This is a genomic window from Streptomyces glaucescens (assembly GCF_002154375.1).
GTDB lineage: Bacteria > Actinomycetota > Actinomycetes > Streptomycetales > Streptomycetaceae > Streptomyces > Streptomyces glaucescens.
Window position 1 is genome coordinate 1 of sequence record NZ_MUND01000636.1, and the last position, 15,681, is coordinate 15,681.

At 71.6% G+C, this 15,681-nt stretch carries 15 protein-coding genes and 1 riboswitch; of the genes, 3 read left to right on the forward strand and 12 right to left on the reverse strand.

Features of this window, described 5'->3' with window-relative positions; all coding sequences use genetic code 11:
- The 3 genes from CCN42_RS33665 to CCN42_RS33675 all read right to left on the reverse strand — a co-directional run.
- On the reverse strand, positions 1-629 hold a 629-nt coding region (locus tag CCN42_RS33665; RefSeq protein WP_107427684.1), incomplete at its 3' end, for a TetR/AcrR family transcriptional regulator.
- 116 nt (positions 630-745) lie between these two features.
- A complete protein-coding gene (locus CCN42_RS41765; protein ID WP_339384451.1) occupies positions 746-958 on the reverse strand; it encodes an SCO1431 family membrane protein in 213 nt (70 codons plus the stop codon).
- A gap of 76 nt (positions 959-1,034) precedes the next feature.
- The gene (locus CCN42_RS33675) at positions 1,035-2,399 is read right to left on the reverse strand and encodes a peptidase C39 family protein (RefSeq protein WP_086741236.1); all 1,365 of its coding nucleotides are present in this window, start codon (positions 2,397-2,399) and stop codon (positions 1,035-1,037) included.
- A 173-nt stretch (positions 2,400-2,572) separates the two neighbouring features.
- Between CCN42_RS33675 and CCN42_RS33680 the strand changes: the two genes are divergently transcribed.
- Complete coding sequence (locus CCN42_RS33680) at positions 2,573-3,205, forward strand: uridine kinase family protein (protein WP_245877586.1); 633 nt, start codon at positions 2,573-2,575, stop codon at positions 3,203-3,205.
- Between the two features lie 368 nt (positions 3,206-3,573).
- The gene (locus CCN42_RS33685; RefSeq protein ID WP_086741237.1) at positions 3,574-5,439 is read left to right on the forward strand and encodes an AAA family ATPase; all 1,866 of its coding nucleotides are present in this window, start codon (positions 3,574-3,576) and stop codon (positions 5,437-5,439) included.
- Positions 5,440-5,557: 118 nt separating this feature from the next.
- On the opposite strand, the gene CCN42_RS33690 is transcribed toward CCN42_RS33685, so the two are convergent.
- The 9 genes from CCN42_RS33690 to CCN42_RS33730 form a co-directional block, all read right to left on the reverse strand.
- Positions 5,558-6,631: a hemolysin family protein gene (locus CCN42_RS33690; RefSeq protein ID WP_086741238.1), complete on the reverse strand. Its 1,074-nt coding sequence runs from the start codon at positions 6,629-6,631 to the stop codon at positions 5,558-5,560.
- On the reverse strand, positions 6,628-7,953 hold the full coding sequence (locus tag CCN42_RS33695; protein WP_086741239.1) for a hemolysin family protein: 1,326 nt from the start codon (positions 7,951-7,953) through the stop codon (positions 6,628-6,630). The genes CCN42_RS33690 and CCN42_RS33695 overlap by 4 nt, the downstream gene beginning before the upstream one ends.
- Positions 7,954-8,200: 247 nt before the next feature.
- The gene (locus tag CCN42_RS33700) at positions 8,201-8,653 is read right to left on the reverse strand and encodes a PH domain-containing protein (RefSeq protein WP_086741240.1); all 453 of its coding nucleotides are present in this window, start codon (positions 8,651-8,653) and stop codon (positions 8,201-8,203) included.
- A gap of 16 nt (positions 8,654-8,669) precedes the next feature.
- Complete coding sequence (gene hisG, locus CCN42_RS33705) at positions 8,670-9,518, reverse strand: ATP phosphoribosyltransferase (RefSeq protein ID WP_086171096.1); 849 nt, start codon at positions 9,516-9,518, stop codon at positions 8,670-8,672.
- Positions 9,519-9,571: 53 nt separating this feature from the next.
- Positions 9,572-9,844, reverse strand: a complete 273-nt coding sequence (locus CCN42_RS33710; RefSeq protein ID WP_086741241.1) for a phosphoribosyl-ATP diphosphatase — start codon at positions 9,842-9,844, stop codon at positions 9,572-9,574.
- A 33-nt stretch (positions 9,845-9,877) separates the two neighbouring features.
- Entirely contained in the window at positions 9,878-10,363 is a 486-nt protein-coding gene (gene ribH, locus CCN42_RS33715) for a 6,7-dimethyl-8-ribityllumazine synthase (RefSeq protein ID WP_086171095.1), read from the reverse strand.
- A gap of 45 nt (positions 10,364-10,408) precedes the next feature.
- Positions 10,409-11,710: a bifunctional 3,4-dihydroxy-2-butanone-4-phosphate synthase/GTP cyclohydrolase II gene (locus tag CCN42_RS33720; RefSeq protein ID WP_086741242.1), complete on the reverse strand. Its 1,302-nt coding sequence runs from the start codon at positions 11,708-11,710 to the stop codon at positions 10,409-10,411.
- Positions 11,707-12,348 (reverse strand): nicotinamide mononucleotide transporter family protein, encoded by a 642-nt coding sequence (locus tag CCN42_RS33725; RefSeq protein ID WP_086741243.1) that lies wholly within the window; start codon positions 12,346-12,348, stop codon positions 11,707-11,709. The genes CCN42_RS33720 and CCN42_RS33725 overlap by 4 nt, the downstream gene beginning before the upstream one ends.
- Entirely contained in the window at positions 12,345-12,947 is a 603-nt protein-coding gene (locus CCN42_RS33730) for a riboflavin synthase (RefSeq protein ID WP_086741244.1), read from the reverse strand. The genes CCN42_RS33725 and CCN42_RS33730 overlap by 4 nt, the downstream gene beginning before the upstream one ends.
- Positions 12,948-13,120: 173 nt before the next feature.
- Positions 13,121-13,251: riboswitch (FMN riboswitch) on the reverse strand.
- 202 nt (positions 13,252-13,453) lie between these two features.
- Between CCN42_RS33730 and CCN42_RS33735 the strand changes: the two genes are divergently transcribed.
- The coding region (locus tag CCN42_RS33735; protein ID WP_086741245.1) for a chitinase C-terminal domain-containing protein at positions 13,454-15,681 on the forward strand (2,228 nt) is incomplete at its 3' end.

The following is a 15,681-nucleotide window of genomic DNA, read 5'->3' on the forward strand; positions in this document are numbered from 1 at the left end:
GGGTGGGCGGGGTCCAGTTCCTCGATGGCCCGCATGGCGCCGCCGAGCGTCCTCACCAGCAGTTCCCGCATGACATCGCGGGACAGGCCGGGGCGGTCGATCCAGTCCAGGGTGGCCCCCTCGACGCCGCACACCCAGCCGAGCAGCCCCATCCGCGCCAGCGGGGTGATCTCCCGGCGGCCGTACGCCCCTTCGGCGATGGTCGCGACGATCGCCTCGCGCACCCCGTCCCGGATGGCCTGCACCTCGGTGTCGAAGCCGACGCCGCCGCTGACGATGGTGCGGTACGCGGCCTGGTTGTGCTCGGCGTAGCTCAGATAGCCGTCGACGGTGCGCTCCACCCGGTCGCGCGCGGGCAGTCCGAGGCCCTTCGACGCGAAGGTGACCAGGTCGGCGACGGAGTCCTGGACGATCGCCAGGTAGTAGCCGCGCTTGGACCGGAAGTAGTAGTAGATCAGTCCCTTGGCGACGTGGGCCTGGCGGGCGATGTCGTCCATCGACAGCGCGTCGTAGGACGTGTCGGCGAACAACTTCCGCCCGATGGCGATGAGTTCGGCGCGGCGCGCGTGGGAGCGCTCGGTTCCGCGCGGCCGGGGACGAGCGGCGTCGCGCTGTTCACTGATCTTCACTTTCGACCCTGGTTCCAAGGGGCGGCGGGACATCCGCAGTATGGCAGGTCGGGCCGGTCGGATATGCGTCAGGTCACAGCGGTGCGGTGGTACGGCTCACCCGCTCGCCGGGCGGCTCAGAGCAGGCCGAGCTGGGTGACGAGCATCGCGACGACGGCCACGAGGACCCAGCCCATGGCGTGCTCGACGATCTTCGGGCCGTCGTCCTTGGGGCCGCCGGTGCGGACGCGGGCGGCGGTGAGCGAGGTGGCGGTCATGTGCTTCTCACTGGTCTCGTGCGTGCGGTGGACGTGCGGGGCCGCCCCCGGGAGCCGGGGAGCGATCCGCACCGGTCTGTCCACCTTGCCACCGCCCGCGCCGTTTGCGGCCGAGACCTTGCTCACAGCCCCGGCCGCGCGCGGAGGCTCAGCGCACCCCGACGGCCGCGAGCGCCGCCCGCTGCCGCGGGGTCGGCCGGGCCGGGAAGTAGAGGTAGCAGACGCCGCCGGTGCCGGAGACGACCTTTCCGGAGGCGTTGTACCGCTTGGTCCTGAGCCAGATGTTCTCGAACTCACGGCGCCTGTAGACCCGGCGCACCGCGTCGTTGCTCGGGGAGGCCGGGTCGTTGGCGATCACGTCGCCCTCGGCGGTGAAGCCGATCACGGTCATCAGATGGCCGGCGGTGCCGTAGCCCGCGCCGGTCAGCTCCTCCTTGCGGAAGGACTGGGACGTGATGGCCGGGATGCCGGCGGCGATCAGGGTCTCCAGGTCGGTCAGGGAACCGAGCCGGGTGACCACGCCCTGCAGGCCCTTGAAGGTGGCGGCGTAGGCGGCGTTGAAGGGCCAGTTGCCGCAGCCCGCGTACTGGTGGTCGTAGGTGTACCGGGCGGCGTGGCAGACCTGCGGGTCGGCGTAGTCCGGGTCGACCCAGGACAGCTGCTCCTCGGTGAGCCGGCCGCCCCAGTACTCGATGATCATCTGCGAGGAGGTGGGGCTGCACCAGGCCTCGCCGCCGTTGTCGTACTCGGGGTACTGGCCGACGTGGATCTCCTGGGAGTAGCGCGGAACGGCCAGCTCCTGGGCGAGACCGGGCACGGAGGCGGGGACGGTGAAGCGGTCCGGCACGTCGGAGCCCATGGCGCCGGTCCGCCACACGGTCGGGGTGAGCCGGGTGCCCGGCCGCCGGTACAGGGTCAGGCGCAGCCGGTAGGACTTCAGGCGCAGCCCGGAGGCCGGGTCGTCGACGGCGAAGGTGTCCGTCCAGACGCTGCTCCTGCCGTCGCCCTGGTCGTCGACCGAGGTCCGCCGGATGTCCCCGTCGCCGGCCGCCCAGCGGCCCATGACGTACCAGGGGGTGTCGGTGCCGTCGGAGTAGGTGCCCTTGAGTTCGATCTGGAGCCAGGTGCCGTCCGGGGTGTGCGCGTTCCAGGACGGGATCACCTCGGTGGCGGGGACGGCGAGCCGGTGGACGGGCGAGGTCCAGGTGGCGTACTCCCAGCGGGAGGTCCTGCCGGTGTGCGGGTCCGGGTAGTCGAGGGTGCCGACGGGCGAGGCGATCACCAGGCCGGGCCGGGCGCCCGCGACGGCCCGGGCGCCCTTCGCGCTGCCGGAGCGCCAGTCGGTGTACGTCGTCCAGGCGCGGTTGTCGATGGTGCGGGCCGAAGCCGCGGCGCCGGCCCCGCCGGCGATCGTCGCGCTGTCGGCCAGGGCCGTCCCCGCGCCGCCGGTGACCGCGGCGGCGACCGCGGCGGCCAGGACGGTTCTGCGGGACGGCTGTTCGGCTCTGCTCATGGGCGCTTGACTCCCAGGGGTGCGAGACGGGCAGATCCTTGCACGGCTGTGTGCGGTCGTGTGTGCGCCACTATGGACGCGAGCGGACCGCCCTGCCAGCACTTCGGGGCATGCCGCGCCCACCAACATTGGTCGAGACCGCTGACGGGGGCGCCGCGCGGCATGATGGGCACGTGTCCCACCCCCTGAACGGCCTCGCCCGTACGCTCCGCCGCCTCTCCCCGTCCTGCGGTCCGGTCCGCCTCGTCGCCGTCGACGGGCACGCGGGCTCCGGGAAGTCCACCTTCGCCGCGGAGCTGGCCGCCGCGCTCGGCGGGGCGCCGGTGCTGCATCTGGACGACATCGCCAGCCACGAGGAACTGTTCGACTGGACCGGCCGGCTGCTGGACCAGGTGATCGAGCCGCTGCGGGAGGGCACCACCGCCCGGTACGCGCCCTACGACTGGCGGGCCCGCCGCTTCGGGCCGCCCCGGCCGCTGCCGCCGGCGCCGGTGGTCCTCGTGGAGGGCGTGGGCGCGGGCCGCCGAGCGCTGCGGCCGTATCTGGCGCACCTGCTGTGGATGGAGCTGCCGTCCGAGGAGTCCTGGGCACGGGGTCGCTCCCGGGACGGGGAGGAGCAGCGGGAGTTCTGGGACGGGTGGGTTCCCGCCGAACGGCGGCATTTCGCCGCCGACCCCTCTCGCCGGTACGCCGACCTTCTGGTGCGCCAGGTGACAGAGGGATACGAGGTACTGGTGGGACCTCTGGGACGGCCCGACGGGGACCATCAGGTGACGCTGAGTGATGGACCGTCTTCGATGTGGTGAACCTGTGAAGGCCCTTGCGTGCGAACTCGGCCGACTCCCCCAACTCGGCTTGACCGGGGGGCCGTACAGGACTTACGTTCTCAATGTGCGGCCAAACGGAGCCGCCCGAAGACGCGAAGCCCCCGGTTGTTCCCCCGTGACCGGGGGCTTCGTTCTGCCTCCGGACACCTCTTCCGGGCGCCGCGCGGCACTCTCCGCTCACCCTCGGTCACCATGCGCCGTGCGCCCCTGTCCGCCCCCACCTCGCCAAACGCCCCCTGCGGCACCCTTCGGCGGCACCCGGCCCGCGGGTACGATGCCCACAGTCGCAACTCCGGTCCGCTGCACAGCGGTTAGACCAGCGGGGGCACGGTTTGTGGGGGGACGGGATGGACTTCGCCGCGCAGGGACCCGAGGCCCCGGCCGACCTGGCCTGGCTGCGAGGCGTGGACGCCTACACCATGGGTGCCTACCCGCAGGCGGAGGAGGAGTTCCGGACCGCGGTGCGGCTGGACCCGGGCATGGCCGACGGCTGGCTCGGACTGCACGCGCTGCGCGTCGACACCACCACCGCGCTGCTGCGGATGTTCCGCCACCGTGACCGCTTCGGCGAGCAGCGCGCCCGCCACCGGCGCACCCTCAACTCCTGGTACTGGCTGGGCTGGTGGGTGCAGCCGGTGCTGGAGAGCCCCCGCGACCTGCTGCTCGCCCACGCCTCGCACTGGCTGGACGGCCGCCACGTCCCGGAGCTGGACCGGGCCCTGGCCGGACTGCCGCCCGTCGACACCGACCCGCAGGTGCGCTTCCTGCACGCCTGCCGGGCCTATCTGGTCAAGGACTGGGAACAGCTGGTCCGGCACACCGACCCGCTGCTCGACGATCCCCTGCTCGGCATCGAGGCCGGCCTGTTCGGCGGCATGGCCCGGGTGCGCCTGGAGATGTACGGCCAGGCCGAGCCCCTGCTCTCCGCCGCGCTGATGCGCTGCCGCAGCGAACAGCCGCAGCGCAAGGAGCTGCGGTACTGGCTGGCGCGGGCGCACGAGGGCACCGGCCGCTCGGCCGCGGCCCTCCCCCTGTACCGGGCGGTGCACCGCGTCGACCCCGCCTTCATGGACACCTCCGCGCGGCTGGCCGCGATCGCCGAGGGCGACGGGTACGACGACGCCGACGGCCTCACCGCGCTCAGTCTCGCCGGCTGCGGTCCCGACGGCCTCGACGGCGCCGACGGGCTGGACCCGCTCTACGGCCTCGAGGACCGGAACCTGAAGCTGTCCGACCCCGGGCCCCCGCCGCCCGCCGGGCCGCTGCCGTCGGAGATCGACCCCGCGGTGCGCGAGAAGATCCCGCCGGTGCAGCCGCTGCCCGCCGGGCCCACCGACCCCGACTTACTCGAGGAGGCGCTCGCCGAACTGGAGCGCATGGTGGGACTGGAGCCGGTCAAACGCCAGGTCAAGGCCCTCTCCGCGCAGCTGAACATGGCCCGGCTGCGCGCCGGGCAGGGGCTGCCCGTCCAGCCGCCCAAGCGGCACTTCGTCTTCTCCGGCCCCTCCGGCACCGGCAAGACCACCGTGGCCCGGATCCTCGGCCGGGTCTTCTACGCGCTCGGCCTGCTCGGCGGCGACCACCTGGTGGAGGCGCAGCGGGCCGATCTGGTCGGCGAGTATCTGGGCCAGACGGCCGTGAAGGCCAACGAACTGATCGACTCCGCGCTCGGCGGCGTGCTCTTCGTCGACGAGGCGTACTCGCTGTCCAACTCCGGCTACGGCAAGGGCGACGCCTACGGCGACGAGGCATTGCAGGTGCTGCTGAAGCGGGCGGAGGACAATCGCGATCACCTGGTGGTGATCCTCGCGGGCTACCCGGAGGGCATGGACCGGCTGCTGGCCGCCAACCCCGGCCTGTCCTCGCGCTTCACCACCCGCGTCGACTTCCCCTCGTACCGCCCGCTGGAGCTGACCGCGATCGGCGAGGTGCTGGCCGCGGAGAACGGCGACGTGTGGGACGAGGAGTCGCTGGAGGAGCTGCGGTCGATCGCCGGGCACGTGGTCGACCAGGGCTGGATCGACGAGCTGGGCAACGGCCGGTTCCTGCGCACGCTGTACGAGAAGAGCTGCGCGTACCGCGATCTGCGGCTGTCGGCGTATCCGGGCACGCTGACCCGCGACGACCTGGCGACCCTGCGGCTGCCGGACCTGATGCAGGCGTACGGAGAGGTGCTGTCGGGGCGGGGGCCGCAGGATCCGTCTGCGTTGTGACGGATCCCGCGGCCTGGGCGTCCCGGGTGTCCCTCGGCGTCGCCGGGGCCCTCGGTGTCCCGGTCCACGGCGTCCCGGGTAACCCTGGGCGTCGCCGGTGCCCTCGGTGTCCCGGTCGTCAGGCCGTCAGGACCTCCTCGCCCGAGCGGCGCTCCGACACGGTCGGCGCGGGCTCCCGGTGGGCCGGGTCGCGGACCTCCCCGACCAGCAGTTCCAGGACGTCCTCCAGGGCCACCAGACCCAGCACCCGGCCGGAGGCGTCGGCCACCTGCGCCAGGTGGGTGGCGGCGCGGCGCATGACGGTGAGGGCGTCGTCGAGGGGCAGCTCGGGGCGCAGTGTCGTCATCGGCCGCCACAGGTGCTGCGGCACCGCACGGTCGGAGTCCTCCACGTCGAGGACGTCCTTGACGTGGAGATAGCCCATGAAGGCGCCGCCGTCCGCGGCCACGGGGAAGCGGGAGTAGCCGGTGCGCCCGGTCAGCTCGACGATCTGCCCGGGTGTGACCGACGGGGGTACCGTGACCAGCGACTCCCGCTTCAGCAGGACGTCCGTCACCGGGCGGGAGCCCAGCTCCAGCGCGTCCTCCAGGCGTTCGGCCTCCTCGGGGTCGAGCAGTCCGGCCTGACCGGAGTCCTCCACCAGCCGGTTGAGCTGCTCGCTGGTGAAGACGGCCTCGACCTCGTCCTTGGGCTCGACCCGGAAGAGCCGCAGCACGCCCTGGGCGCACGCGCCGAGGGCCACGGTGATCGGCCGGCACAGCCGGGCGAACGTGACCAGGCCGGGGCTGAGCCACAGCGCGGCCTTCTCCGGGGCGGCCATCGCCAGGTTCTTCGGGACCATCTCGCCGATGACGAGGTGGAAGAAGACGACGGTGGCCAGCGCGATGACGTACCCCAGCGGGTGGATCATCGCGTGCGGCAGATGGATCCAGGCGAAGAACGGCTCCAGCAGATGCGCGACCGTCGGTTCGGCGACCGCGCCCAGCGTCAGCGAGCAGACGGTGATGCCGAACTGCGCGGCGGCCATCATCTGCGGCAGCCGTTCCAGGCCGTACAGCACCTGGCGGGCGCGGGCGGTGCCGAGCGGTTCGATCTGGCTGCGGCGGACCGAGACCAGCGCGAACTCGGCGCCGACGAAGAAGCCGTTGGCGAGCACGAGCAGCGCGGCGAAGAGCAGTTGGAGCAGGCTCATCGAGCGGCCTCCGGTACGGGGGCGGTGCGCACCAGGCGGACGCGTTCCGCGCGGTAGTGGCCGACCTGGCGTACGGCGAGCCGCCAGCCGGGCAGTTCCGCCCGGTCGCCGACGGCCGGGATCCGGCCGAGCAGGTCGGCGACGAGCCCGGCGACCGTCTCGTACGGCCCCTCCGGCACGTCCAGGCCGATTTGGAGCAGGGTGTCGACCCGGCAGCTGCCGTCGACGTCCCAGGCGGGCCGGCCGTCCTCCGGCGGGGCGGGCGCGAGTTCCGGTGTGTCGTGCCCGTCGTGCTCGTCGCGGACCTCGCCGACGATCTCCTCGACGATGTCCTCCAGGGTGACGACCCCGGCCGTGCCGCCGTACTCGTCGACGACCACCGCGATCGGCTGCTCGCTGCGCAGCCGGGCCAGCAGCGGCCGGACGGGCAGGGTCTCGGGGACGAGCAGCGCCGGGCGGGCGATCCGCGAGACGGGGGTGCGCAGCCGCTCGTGGGCGGGTATCGCGAGGGCGTCCTTGAGGTGGACCATGCCGACGACCTCGTCGATCCGCTCCCGGTAGACGGGGAAGCGGGACAGGCCGGTGGCCCGGGTCAGGTTGACCACGTCCTCGGCGGTCGCCGACGACTGGAGGGCGCTGACCTTCACGCGCGGGGTCATCACGTGCTGGGCGGTCAGCTCGCCGAGGGACAGGGTGCGCACGAAGAGGTCCGCGGTGTCCTGTTCCAGGGCGCCGGCCTGCGCGGAGTGCCGGGCGAGGGAGACGAGTTCGCCGGGGGTGCGGGCGGAGGCCAGCTCTTCGGCGGGCTCGAAGCCCAGGGCGCGGACAAGCCGGTTGGCGACGCCGTTCAGCCCGGCGATGACCGGGCGGAACAGGCGGGCGAAGGCATGCTGCGGGCCGGCGACGAACCGCGCGACCTGCATCGGGCGGGACACCGCCCAGTTCTTGGGGACCAGTTCGCCGACGACCATCTGCACGGCGGAGGCCAGCAGCATGCCGACGACGACGGCCACTCCGGACACCGCGCCCTCGGGGACGCCGACGGCCGTGAGCGGCCCGTCGAGCAGCTGGGCGAGGGCCGGCTGGGCGAGCATGCCGACGATCAGGGAGGTGATGGTGATGCCGAGCTGGGTGCCGGAGAGCTGGAAGGACAGCTCCTTGAGGGACGCGACGACCCGGACGGCCCGTCGGTCGCCCTCGGCGGCGGCCTTCTCCGCCTCGGGGCGCTCGACCGTCACCAGGCCGAACTCCGCCGCCACGAAGAATCCGTTGGCGAGAATCAGCAGGAACGCGGCTGCCAGGAGCAGCAGGGGGATGCTCATGATGCCGCCGCCTCCGCACGGGCGCGGACCTCGGACACGCGGTCCGCGCTATGTCGGCAGGGGGCGGCGCAGGTACTGCAGGACGATCCGTCCATCGCCGGAGGGGGTCACTCCTCGGGTAGCAGGAACCCCTGTGCGCCGGGAGGCACGACAGGGGCGGAGGCGCGGGACATCGCTCCTCCGCCCAACAGATTAATCAAGACACGGGGTCGCGTGGCAGGGTGAGCACCCCGGACGTGCCCCCGGGTCAGCCCTGGGTTTCCCCGGTGCGGGCCTCCACCAGGTCCCTCAGGGTGCGGGCCTGGGCGATGGCCTGCTCCTTGGCGATGCCCGGCTGGATGCCGATGGCGGCCAGGCTGGTGCCGTCGCTGAGGTCGAGGAACGCCCAGGGGTCACCGACCCTCAGGTTGACCTGGACGATCTCCGCCCATTCCAGACGGCGGACGCTGCCGAAGTTGACCACGGTCACGCCGGACTCCTCGGCGACGACCTTGGGGCGCGCCAGCCGCAGCAGCACCCAGGCCAGCAGGGCGGCAGTGAAGACGAAGCTCAGCTTCTCGGCCGGGCTGAGGCGCTCCAGAAGCAGCGCGACCAGCGACACCGTGACGAAGATCGCGGCGGCGGCGGTGAGCAGGACGGCCCGGGTCCGGGTGGGCCGGAAGGTGACCGGAAGCGACGGGAGAGGTACGGGTTCCGACATGGTGCGCCGCCCCCTCTCAGAGCCGGCAGGCGTGGATGGCCGTCGTCAGGATGGCCCGCGCCCCGATGGAGTACAGGTCGTCCATGATCCGCTGGGCGTCCTTGGCGGGCACCATGGCGCGGACGGCGACCCAGCCCTCGTTGTGCAGCGGCGAGATGGTCGGCGACTCCAGGCCCGGGGTGAGGGCGACGGCCTTCTCCAGCTGCTCGACCCGGCAGTCGTAGTCCATCATCACGTACGTCCGGGCGACCAGGACGCCCTGGAGGCGGCGCAGGAACTGCTGCACCTTGGGTTCCTCGGCGTCGGCGCCGGTGCGGCGGACGACGATCGCCTCGGACTTCATGATCGGCTCGCCGAAGACCTCCAGGCCCGCGTTGCGCAGGCTGGTGCCGGTCTCCACGACGTCGGCGATGACCTCGGCGACGCCCAGCTCGATCGCGGTCTCGACGGCGCCGTCCAGGTGGACGACGGAGGCGTCGACGCCGTGGTCGGCGAGGTGCTTGGCGACGATCCCCTCGTAGGAGGTGGCGACCGTGCGGCCCTCGAGGTCCGCGACGCCGTCGGCGGTGCCCGGCTTGGCAGCGAAGCGGAAGGTGGAGCGGGCGAAGCCGAGGGGCAGGATCTCCTCGGCGTTGGCGCCGGAGTCGATCAGCAGGTCGCGGCCGGTGATGCCGATGTCGAGGCGGCCGGAGGAGACGTAGATCGCGATGTCGCGGGGGCGGAGGTAGAAGAACTCGACCTCGTTCTCCGGGTCGACGATCCGCAGTTCCTTGGACTCGCGGCGCTGCTGGTAGCCGGCCTCATGCAGCATCTCCGCCGCAGGGCCGGAGAGTGAACCCTTGTTGGGAACGGCGATGCGCAGCATGAGGTCGGCTTCCTTTGTGTGAAGGGGGTATCTACGGCGGTGACGGCGGGCGGTTACAGGTGGGCGTAGACGTCGTCCAGGGAGATCCCGCGGGCGACCATCATCACCTGGACGTGGTACAGCAGCTGCGAGATCTCCTCGGCGGCCGCCTCCTTGCCCTCGTACTCGGCGGCCATCCAGACCTCGGCGGCCTCCTCGACGACCTTCTTGCCGATGGCATGGACACCCTTCTCGACCAGCTCTGCGGTGCGGGAAGTGCCGGGATCGCCGTGGGCGGCCTTGTGCTGGAGCTCGGTGAAGAGCTCCTCGAACGTCTTCTTGGACATGGTGGTCCCACCCTAGCCGTTGTGCCGGTCCGCCTACCGCCAGGGTTCGGATACTGAACGCAGGGTGGCCGCCGTGGCGACCGCCGCGGTCACCGCCTCGTGCCCCTTGTCCTCGCTGGAGCCCTCCAGGCCGGCCCGGTCCAGGGCCTGCTCCTCGTTGTCACAGGTGAGCAGACCGAAGCCGACGGGGACGCCGGTGTCGACGGAGACCTGGGTGAGGCCCTGGGTGACGCCCTGGCACACGTAGTCGAAGTGGGGGGTGCCGCCGCGGATGACGACACCGAGGGCCACGATCGCGTCGTAGCCGCGCCCGGCGAGCACCTTGGCGACGACCGGAAGCTCCCAGCTGCCGGGGACCCGCAGCAGGGTCGGCTCGTCGATGCCCAGGTCGTGCAGGGCGCGCAGGGCGCCGTCCACCAGGCCGTCCATCACCTTCTCGTGCCACTGCGCCGCGACGACGGCGACCCGCAGGTCACCCACATTGCGTACGGACAGCTCCGGTGCGCCCTTGCCGCTCACGTTCTCGCCTCTCCTCGGTCCTTCTCGGGTGTGTTGTCCGGTCGCCTACTGGTCGCCACAGGTGGCCGCGGAGGCCGGCACGGCGGGGCCGTCCAGCCAGGGCAGGTCGTGGCCCATCCGGTCCCGCTTGGTGCGCAGGTAGCGGAGGTTGTGCTCGCCCGCGGTGACGGGCATCGGCTCGCGTTCGACGACCCGGATGCCGTGGCGGGCGAGGGCGTCGGACTTCTCGGGGTTGTTGGTCATCAGGCGGACGCTGCGCACGCCGAGGTCCGCCAGGATCTGGGCGCCGGCGCCATAGTCGCGGGCGTCGGCGGGCAGGCCCAGTTCCAGGTTGGCGTCGAGGGTGTCGCGCCCGCGTTCCTGCAGCTCGTAGGCGCGCAGCTTGGACAGCAGTCCGATACCGCGGCCCTCGTGTCCGCGCAGGTAGACCACGACGCCCCGGCCCGCGGCCTGGATGCGCTCCAGGGAGGCCTCCAGCTGGGGGCCGCAGTCGCAGCGCAGGGAGTGGAAGACGTCGCCGGTGAGGCATTCGGAGTGCATCCGGACCAGGAGGTCCGTGCCGTCGCCGATCTCGCCGTGGACGAGGGCGACGTGCTCGACGCCGTCGACGGTGGAGCGGTAGCCGTACGCGGTGAAGGTGCCGTGCCGGGTCGGCAGGTGGACCTCGGCCTCGCGGCGGACGGTGGGTTCGGCGCTGCGGCGGTAGGCGATCAGGTCCTCGATGGAGATGATCGTCAGGCCGTGCTTGCGGGCGAACGGGATCAGCTCGGGCAGCCGCAGCATCTGGCCGTCCTCGCCGGCGATCTCCACGATGGCGCCGGCCGGGCGCAGGCCCGCGAGCCGGGCGAGGTCGACGGCGGCCTCGGTGTGGCCGTTGCGGGTGAGGACGCCGCCGGGCTGGGCGCGCAGCGGGAAGATGTGGCCGGGGCGGACGAAGTCGGACGGCTCGGCGGTGCCTGCGGCCAGCAGCTGGAGGGTGGTGGCCCGGTCGGCGGCCGAGATGCCGGTGGTCACACCGTGCGCCCCGGAGGCGTCGACGGAGACGGTGAACGCGGTCTTCATCGACTCGGTGTTGTCCGCGACCATCTGCGGGAGCTGGAGCCGGTCCAGTTCGTCGCCCTCCATGGGGGCGCAGATCAGGCCGCGGCACTCGCTCATCATGAACGCGACGATCTCGGGGGTGGCCTTCTCTGCGGCGATGACGAGGTCGCCCTCGTTCTCCCGGTCCTCGTCGTCGACGACCACGACCGGGCGGCCGGCCGCGATGTCGGCGATGGCCTGTTCGATCGGGTCGAGGGCGAGGTCCTCGACGCCGTCGGTGCCGTGGAGCAGGGGGGCCGTGGTCATGCCGGGGCTCCTTCCAGGACGGGCTGCCCCGACCGGCGGGAGCGCAGCCACCAGTCGCGCAGGCCCCACAGGACGAGCGCGCCGTAGATGACGTAGACGAAGCCGGAGAAGGCGTAGCCGTTGGCGAAGTTGAGGGGCACGCCGACCAGGTCGACGAGCAGCCAGGCGAACCAGAACTCGACCATGCCGCGCGCCTGGGCGTACATCGCGACGATGGTGCCGACGAAGATGTAGGCGTCGGGCCAGGGGTCCCAGGACAGGGTGGGGTTGGCCTTGAAGAACAGGGCGACGGCGACCGTGCCGAGGGCGGCGGCACCGAGCATCGCGGCGCGCTCGCCCCAGGTGGCGAACCGCACGGAGATCTGGCCGTCGTCCGAGCGGCCCTTGCCGCGGTTCCACTGCCACCAGCCCCAAAGGGCGACGACCATCACGACGACCTGCTTGCCGGCGCTGCCGGTGAGGTGGCCGTAGAAGGCCGCGAAGAGGATGACGCCGGAGAGGAACTGCACCGGCCAGGTCCACAGGGAGCGCCGCCAGCCGAGGGCGAGGGCGGCCAGGCCGAAGATGTTGCCGACCATGTCCGACCAGAGGATGCGCTGGCCGAAGAGGGTGAACGCCTCGGAGTTGAGCCAGTTCACTGCGCGGCCCCCCGGGTGCCGAGCAGCCGCTCGACGTACTTGGCGATGACGTCCACCTCGAGGTTGACCGGGTCGCCGGGCTGCTTGATGCCGAGCGTGGTCAGGGCCAGGGTGGTCGGGATGAGGCTCACCGTGAAGTGCTCGGGTCCCGCCTCGACGACCGTGAGGCTGATGCCGTCGACGGTGATGGAGCCCTTCTCGACGACGTACCGGGCGAGGTCGGCGGGGAGGGAGATCTTGACGATCTCCCAGTGCTCGGAGGGGATCCGCTCCAGGACGGTGCCGGTGCCGTCGACGTGGCCCTGCACGATGTGGCCGCCGAGGCGGTCGCCGACGGCGGTGGGCCGTTCGAGGTTGACGCGCGAGCCGACGGAGAGGGCGCCCAGGCTGGAGCGCTTGAGGGTCTCGGCCATGACGTCGGCGGTGAACTCGTCGCCCTCGTGGTCGACGACCGTGAGGCAGACGCCGTTGACGGCGATGGAGTCGCCGTGTTTCGCGCCCTCGGTGACGACGGGGCCGCGCAGGCGGAAGCGACAGGCGTCGTCGAGGTCCTCGACGGCGGTGACCTCGCCCAGCTCTTCGACGATTCCGGTGAACACTTCCCGGGTCCTCCTGCCTCTTCGGGCACGGACTCCGGGGCTGTCGATGACGACAGAATGTACGGACCAGCACACCGGGAGCGACGCCGACGGGACCCGCCCCGAGGGGACGACTCCGATACCCGTCCCCGAAGGAACGAGCCGATACGGCGACACGCACGCATGCCTGCCCGCCGCGCACTGCCTCCCATCCGGACTTTAACCGTCGGTCCAGGAATTTCACCTGGTCAACCGGTCGCTGGAGGCGACCGGGTCGCGGACTGTAACCGCCGGTTCGGACTTTCACCGACCCCGGAGTGCGCTGCTTCTGGTACAGGGCCAGTGTGCCACGCCTGATCGGCATCCATACGGGCGAGCGGTGTGGGGTGGCTCACAGAGTGTGCCCGGACCCTCCCCGAGCGTGCCAACTCCCCGGCGCGCACCCCCTCTTGATTGGTCCATACCTATTGACCTACTGGTCTAGTCCTCTCTACTGTCTGCGCAACTTCCGTGGAGAGGAACCGACTGTGCTGTCCCCCTCGCCTCACCGGGCCAGACCCGCCCTGCTCGCGGCCGCCGGAGCCGTCGCGGGCCTGCTGCTCGCCGGCCTCCCGGCGACCGTCTCGCACGCCGCCGACCAGGAGTCCTGTCGCCCCGACGGCCTCCACAAGACCCCCGGTGTCGACGTCCCCTACTGCTCGGTCTACGACACCGAGGGCCGGGAGAAGATGGGCGCCGACCACCAGCGCCGGGTGATCGGCTACTTCACCGGATGGCGCACCGGCAAGGACGGCACGCCCGCCTATCTGGCCTCCGACATCCCCTGGGACAAGGTCACCCACCTCAACTACGCCTTCGCCCACATCGACGGCGGCAACAAGATCTCCGTGGGCACGGACGGCCCCGCCAACCCCGCCACCGGCATGACCTGGCCCGGGGTCGCCGGCGCGGAGATGGACCCGGCGCTGCCCTACAAGGGCCACTTCAACCTGCTGAACAAGTTCAAGAAGCAGCACCCGGACGTGAAGACGCTGATCTCGGTGGGCGGCTGGGCGGAGACCGGCGGCTACTTCGACGACAGCGGCAAGCGCGTCAACTCCGGCGGCTTCTACTCGATGGCCACCAACGCCGACGGCTCGGTCAACCAGGCCGGCATCGACACCTTCGCGGACTCCGCGGTCTCCTTCATCCGGAAGTACGGCTTCAACGGCGTCGACATCGACTACGAGTACCCGACCACCATGAAGGACGCGGGCAACCCCCTCGACTGGTCCTTCGCCAACGCCCGCCGGGCCGGTCTGGTCAAGGGCTACGCGGCGCTGATGAAGACCCTGCGGGAGAAGCTGGACCGCGCGGGCGCGGCGGACGGCAAGCACTACCTGCTGTCGGTCGCGGCCCCCTCCTCCGGCTACCTGCTGCGCGGCATGGAGACCTTCCAGGTCCAGAGGTACCTGGACTACGTCAACATCATGTCGTACGACCTGCACGGCGCCTGGAACGAGTACGTCGGCCCGAACGCCTCCCTCTTCGACGACGGCAAGGACGCCGAGCTGGCCGCGGCGAACGTCTACGGCAGCCAGCAGTACGGCGGCATCGGCTACCTCAACACCGACTGGGCCTACCACTACTTCCGCGGGTCCATGCCGGCCGGCCGCATCAACATCGGCCTGCCCTACTACACGCGCGGCCACAAGAACGTCCAGGGCGGCACGGACGGCCTGTGGGGCAAGGCGGCGGCCACCACCTGCCCGGCCGGCTCCGGCCTGACCAAGTGCGGTGACGGCGCGGTCGGCATCGACAACCTGTGGCACGACAAGGACGACAACGGCAAGGAGTCCCCGGCCGGTTCGAACCCGATGTGGCACGCCAAGAACCTGGAGAAGGGCATCGTCGGGGACTACGTGACCAAGTACGGCTTCCCCGCCGGCACCAAGCTCACCGGCACCTACGCCCGCAAGTACGACGCCACGCTGGTGGCGCCGTGGCTGTGGAACGCCGAGAAGAAGGTCTTCCTCTCCACCGAGGACGAGCAGTCGGTGGCCGCCAAGGCGGACTACGTCGTGGACCGCGGCATCGGCGGCACGATGGTGTGGGAGCTGGCGGGCGACTACGACTGGAACGCGGCCAAGGGCCAGTACGAGACGGGTGACACGCTCACCTCCCTGATGTACGAGAAGTTCAAGTCCGCCTCCCCCTACGGCGCGAAGGTCTCCAACAAGGCGCTGCCCGCCAAGGCGGTGAACATCGGTGTGGAGTTCGGCGAGTTCAAGCTCGGCGACTCCAACTACCCGATCACCCCGAAGGTGAAGATCACCAACAACACGAAGACGACCCTGCCCGGCGGCACGGAGTTCCAGTTCGACTACTCCACCGCGGCCCCCGCCAACGCCTCCGACCAGTCCGGCTTCGGCACCAAGGTGATCAGCAGCGACCACACGGGCAACAACGTGGGCGGCCTGAAGGGCGACTTCCACCGGGTCTCGCTGAAGCTCCCCGCCTGGCAGTCGCTGGCGCCCGGCGCGTCCGTGGAGCTGTCCTTCAACTACTACCTGCCGGTGTCCACCCCGTGGAACTGGACGGTGAACATCGCGGGCACGACCTACGCGCTCGCCGGGGACCTGGCGCGCGGCACCACGCTGGTGGAGCCCGGCTCGGGCACCTCGCCGACCCCGGACCCGACCAACCCGACCCCCACCCCGACCCCGACGCCCGGCGCGTGCACCGCGCCCGCGTGGACCGCGACGTCCGAGTACGG

Coding starts and splice junctions, on each gene's coding strand:
- CCN42_RS33685 (WP_086741237.1), top strand. CDS start 3,574: ATGGACTTCGCCGCGCAGGGACCCGAGGCCCCGGCCGACCTGGCCTGG.
- hisG (WP_086171096.1), bottom strand. CDS start 9,518: ATGCTGCGCATCGCCGTTCCCAACAAGGGTTCACTCTCCGGCCCTGCG.
- CCN42_RS33710 (WP_086741241.1), bottom strand. CDS start 9,844: ATGTCCAAGAAGACGTTCGAGGAGCTCTTCACCGAGCTCCAGCACAAG.
- CCN42_RS33690 (WP_086741238.1), bottom strand. CDS start 6,631: ATGAGCCTGCTCCAACTGCTCTTCGCCGCGCTGCTCGTGCTCGCCAAC.
- CCN42_RS33695 (WP_086741239.1), bottom strand. CDS start 7,953: ATGAGCATCCCCCTGCTGCTCCTGGCAGCCGCGTTCCTGCTGATTCTC.
- CCN42_RS33720 (WP_086741242.1), bottom strand. CDS start 11,710: ATGACCACGGCCCCCCTGCTCCACGGCACCGACGGCGTCGAGGACCTC.
- CCN42_RS33675 (WP_086741236.1), bottom strand. CDS start 2,399: ATGAGCAGAGCCGAACAGCCGTCCCGCAGAACCGTCCTGGCCGCCGCG.
- CCN42_RS33700 (WP_086741240.1), bottom strand. CDS start 8,653: ATGTCGGAACCCGTACCTCTCCCGTCGCTTCCGGTCACCTTCCGGCCC.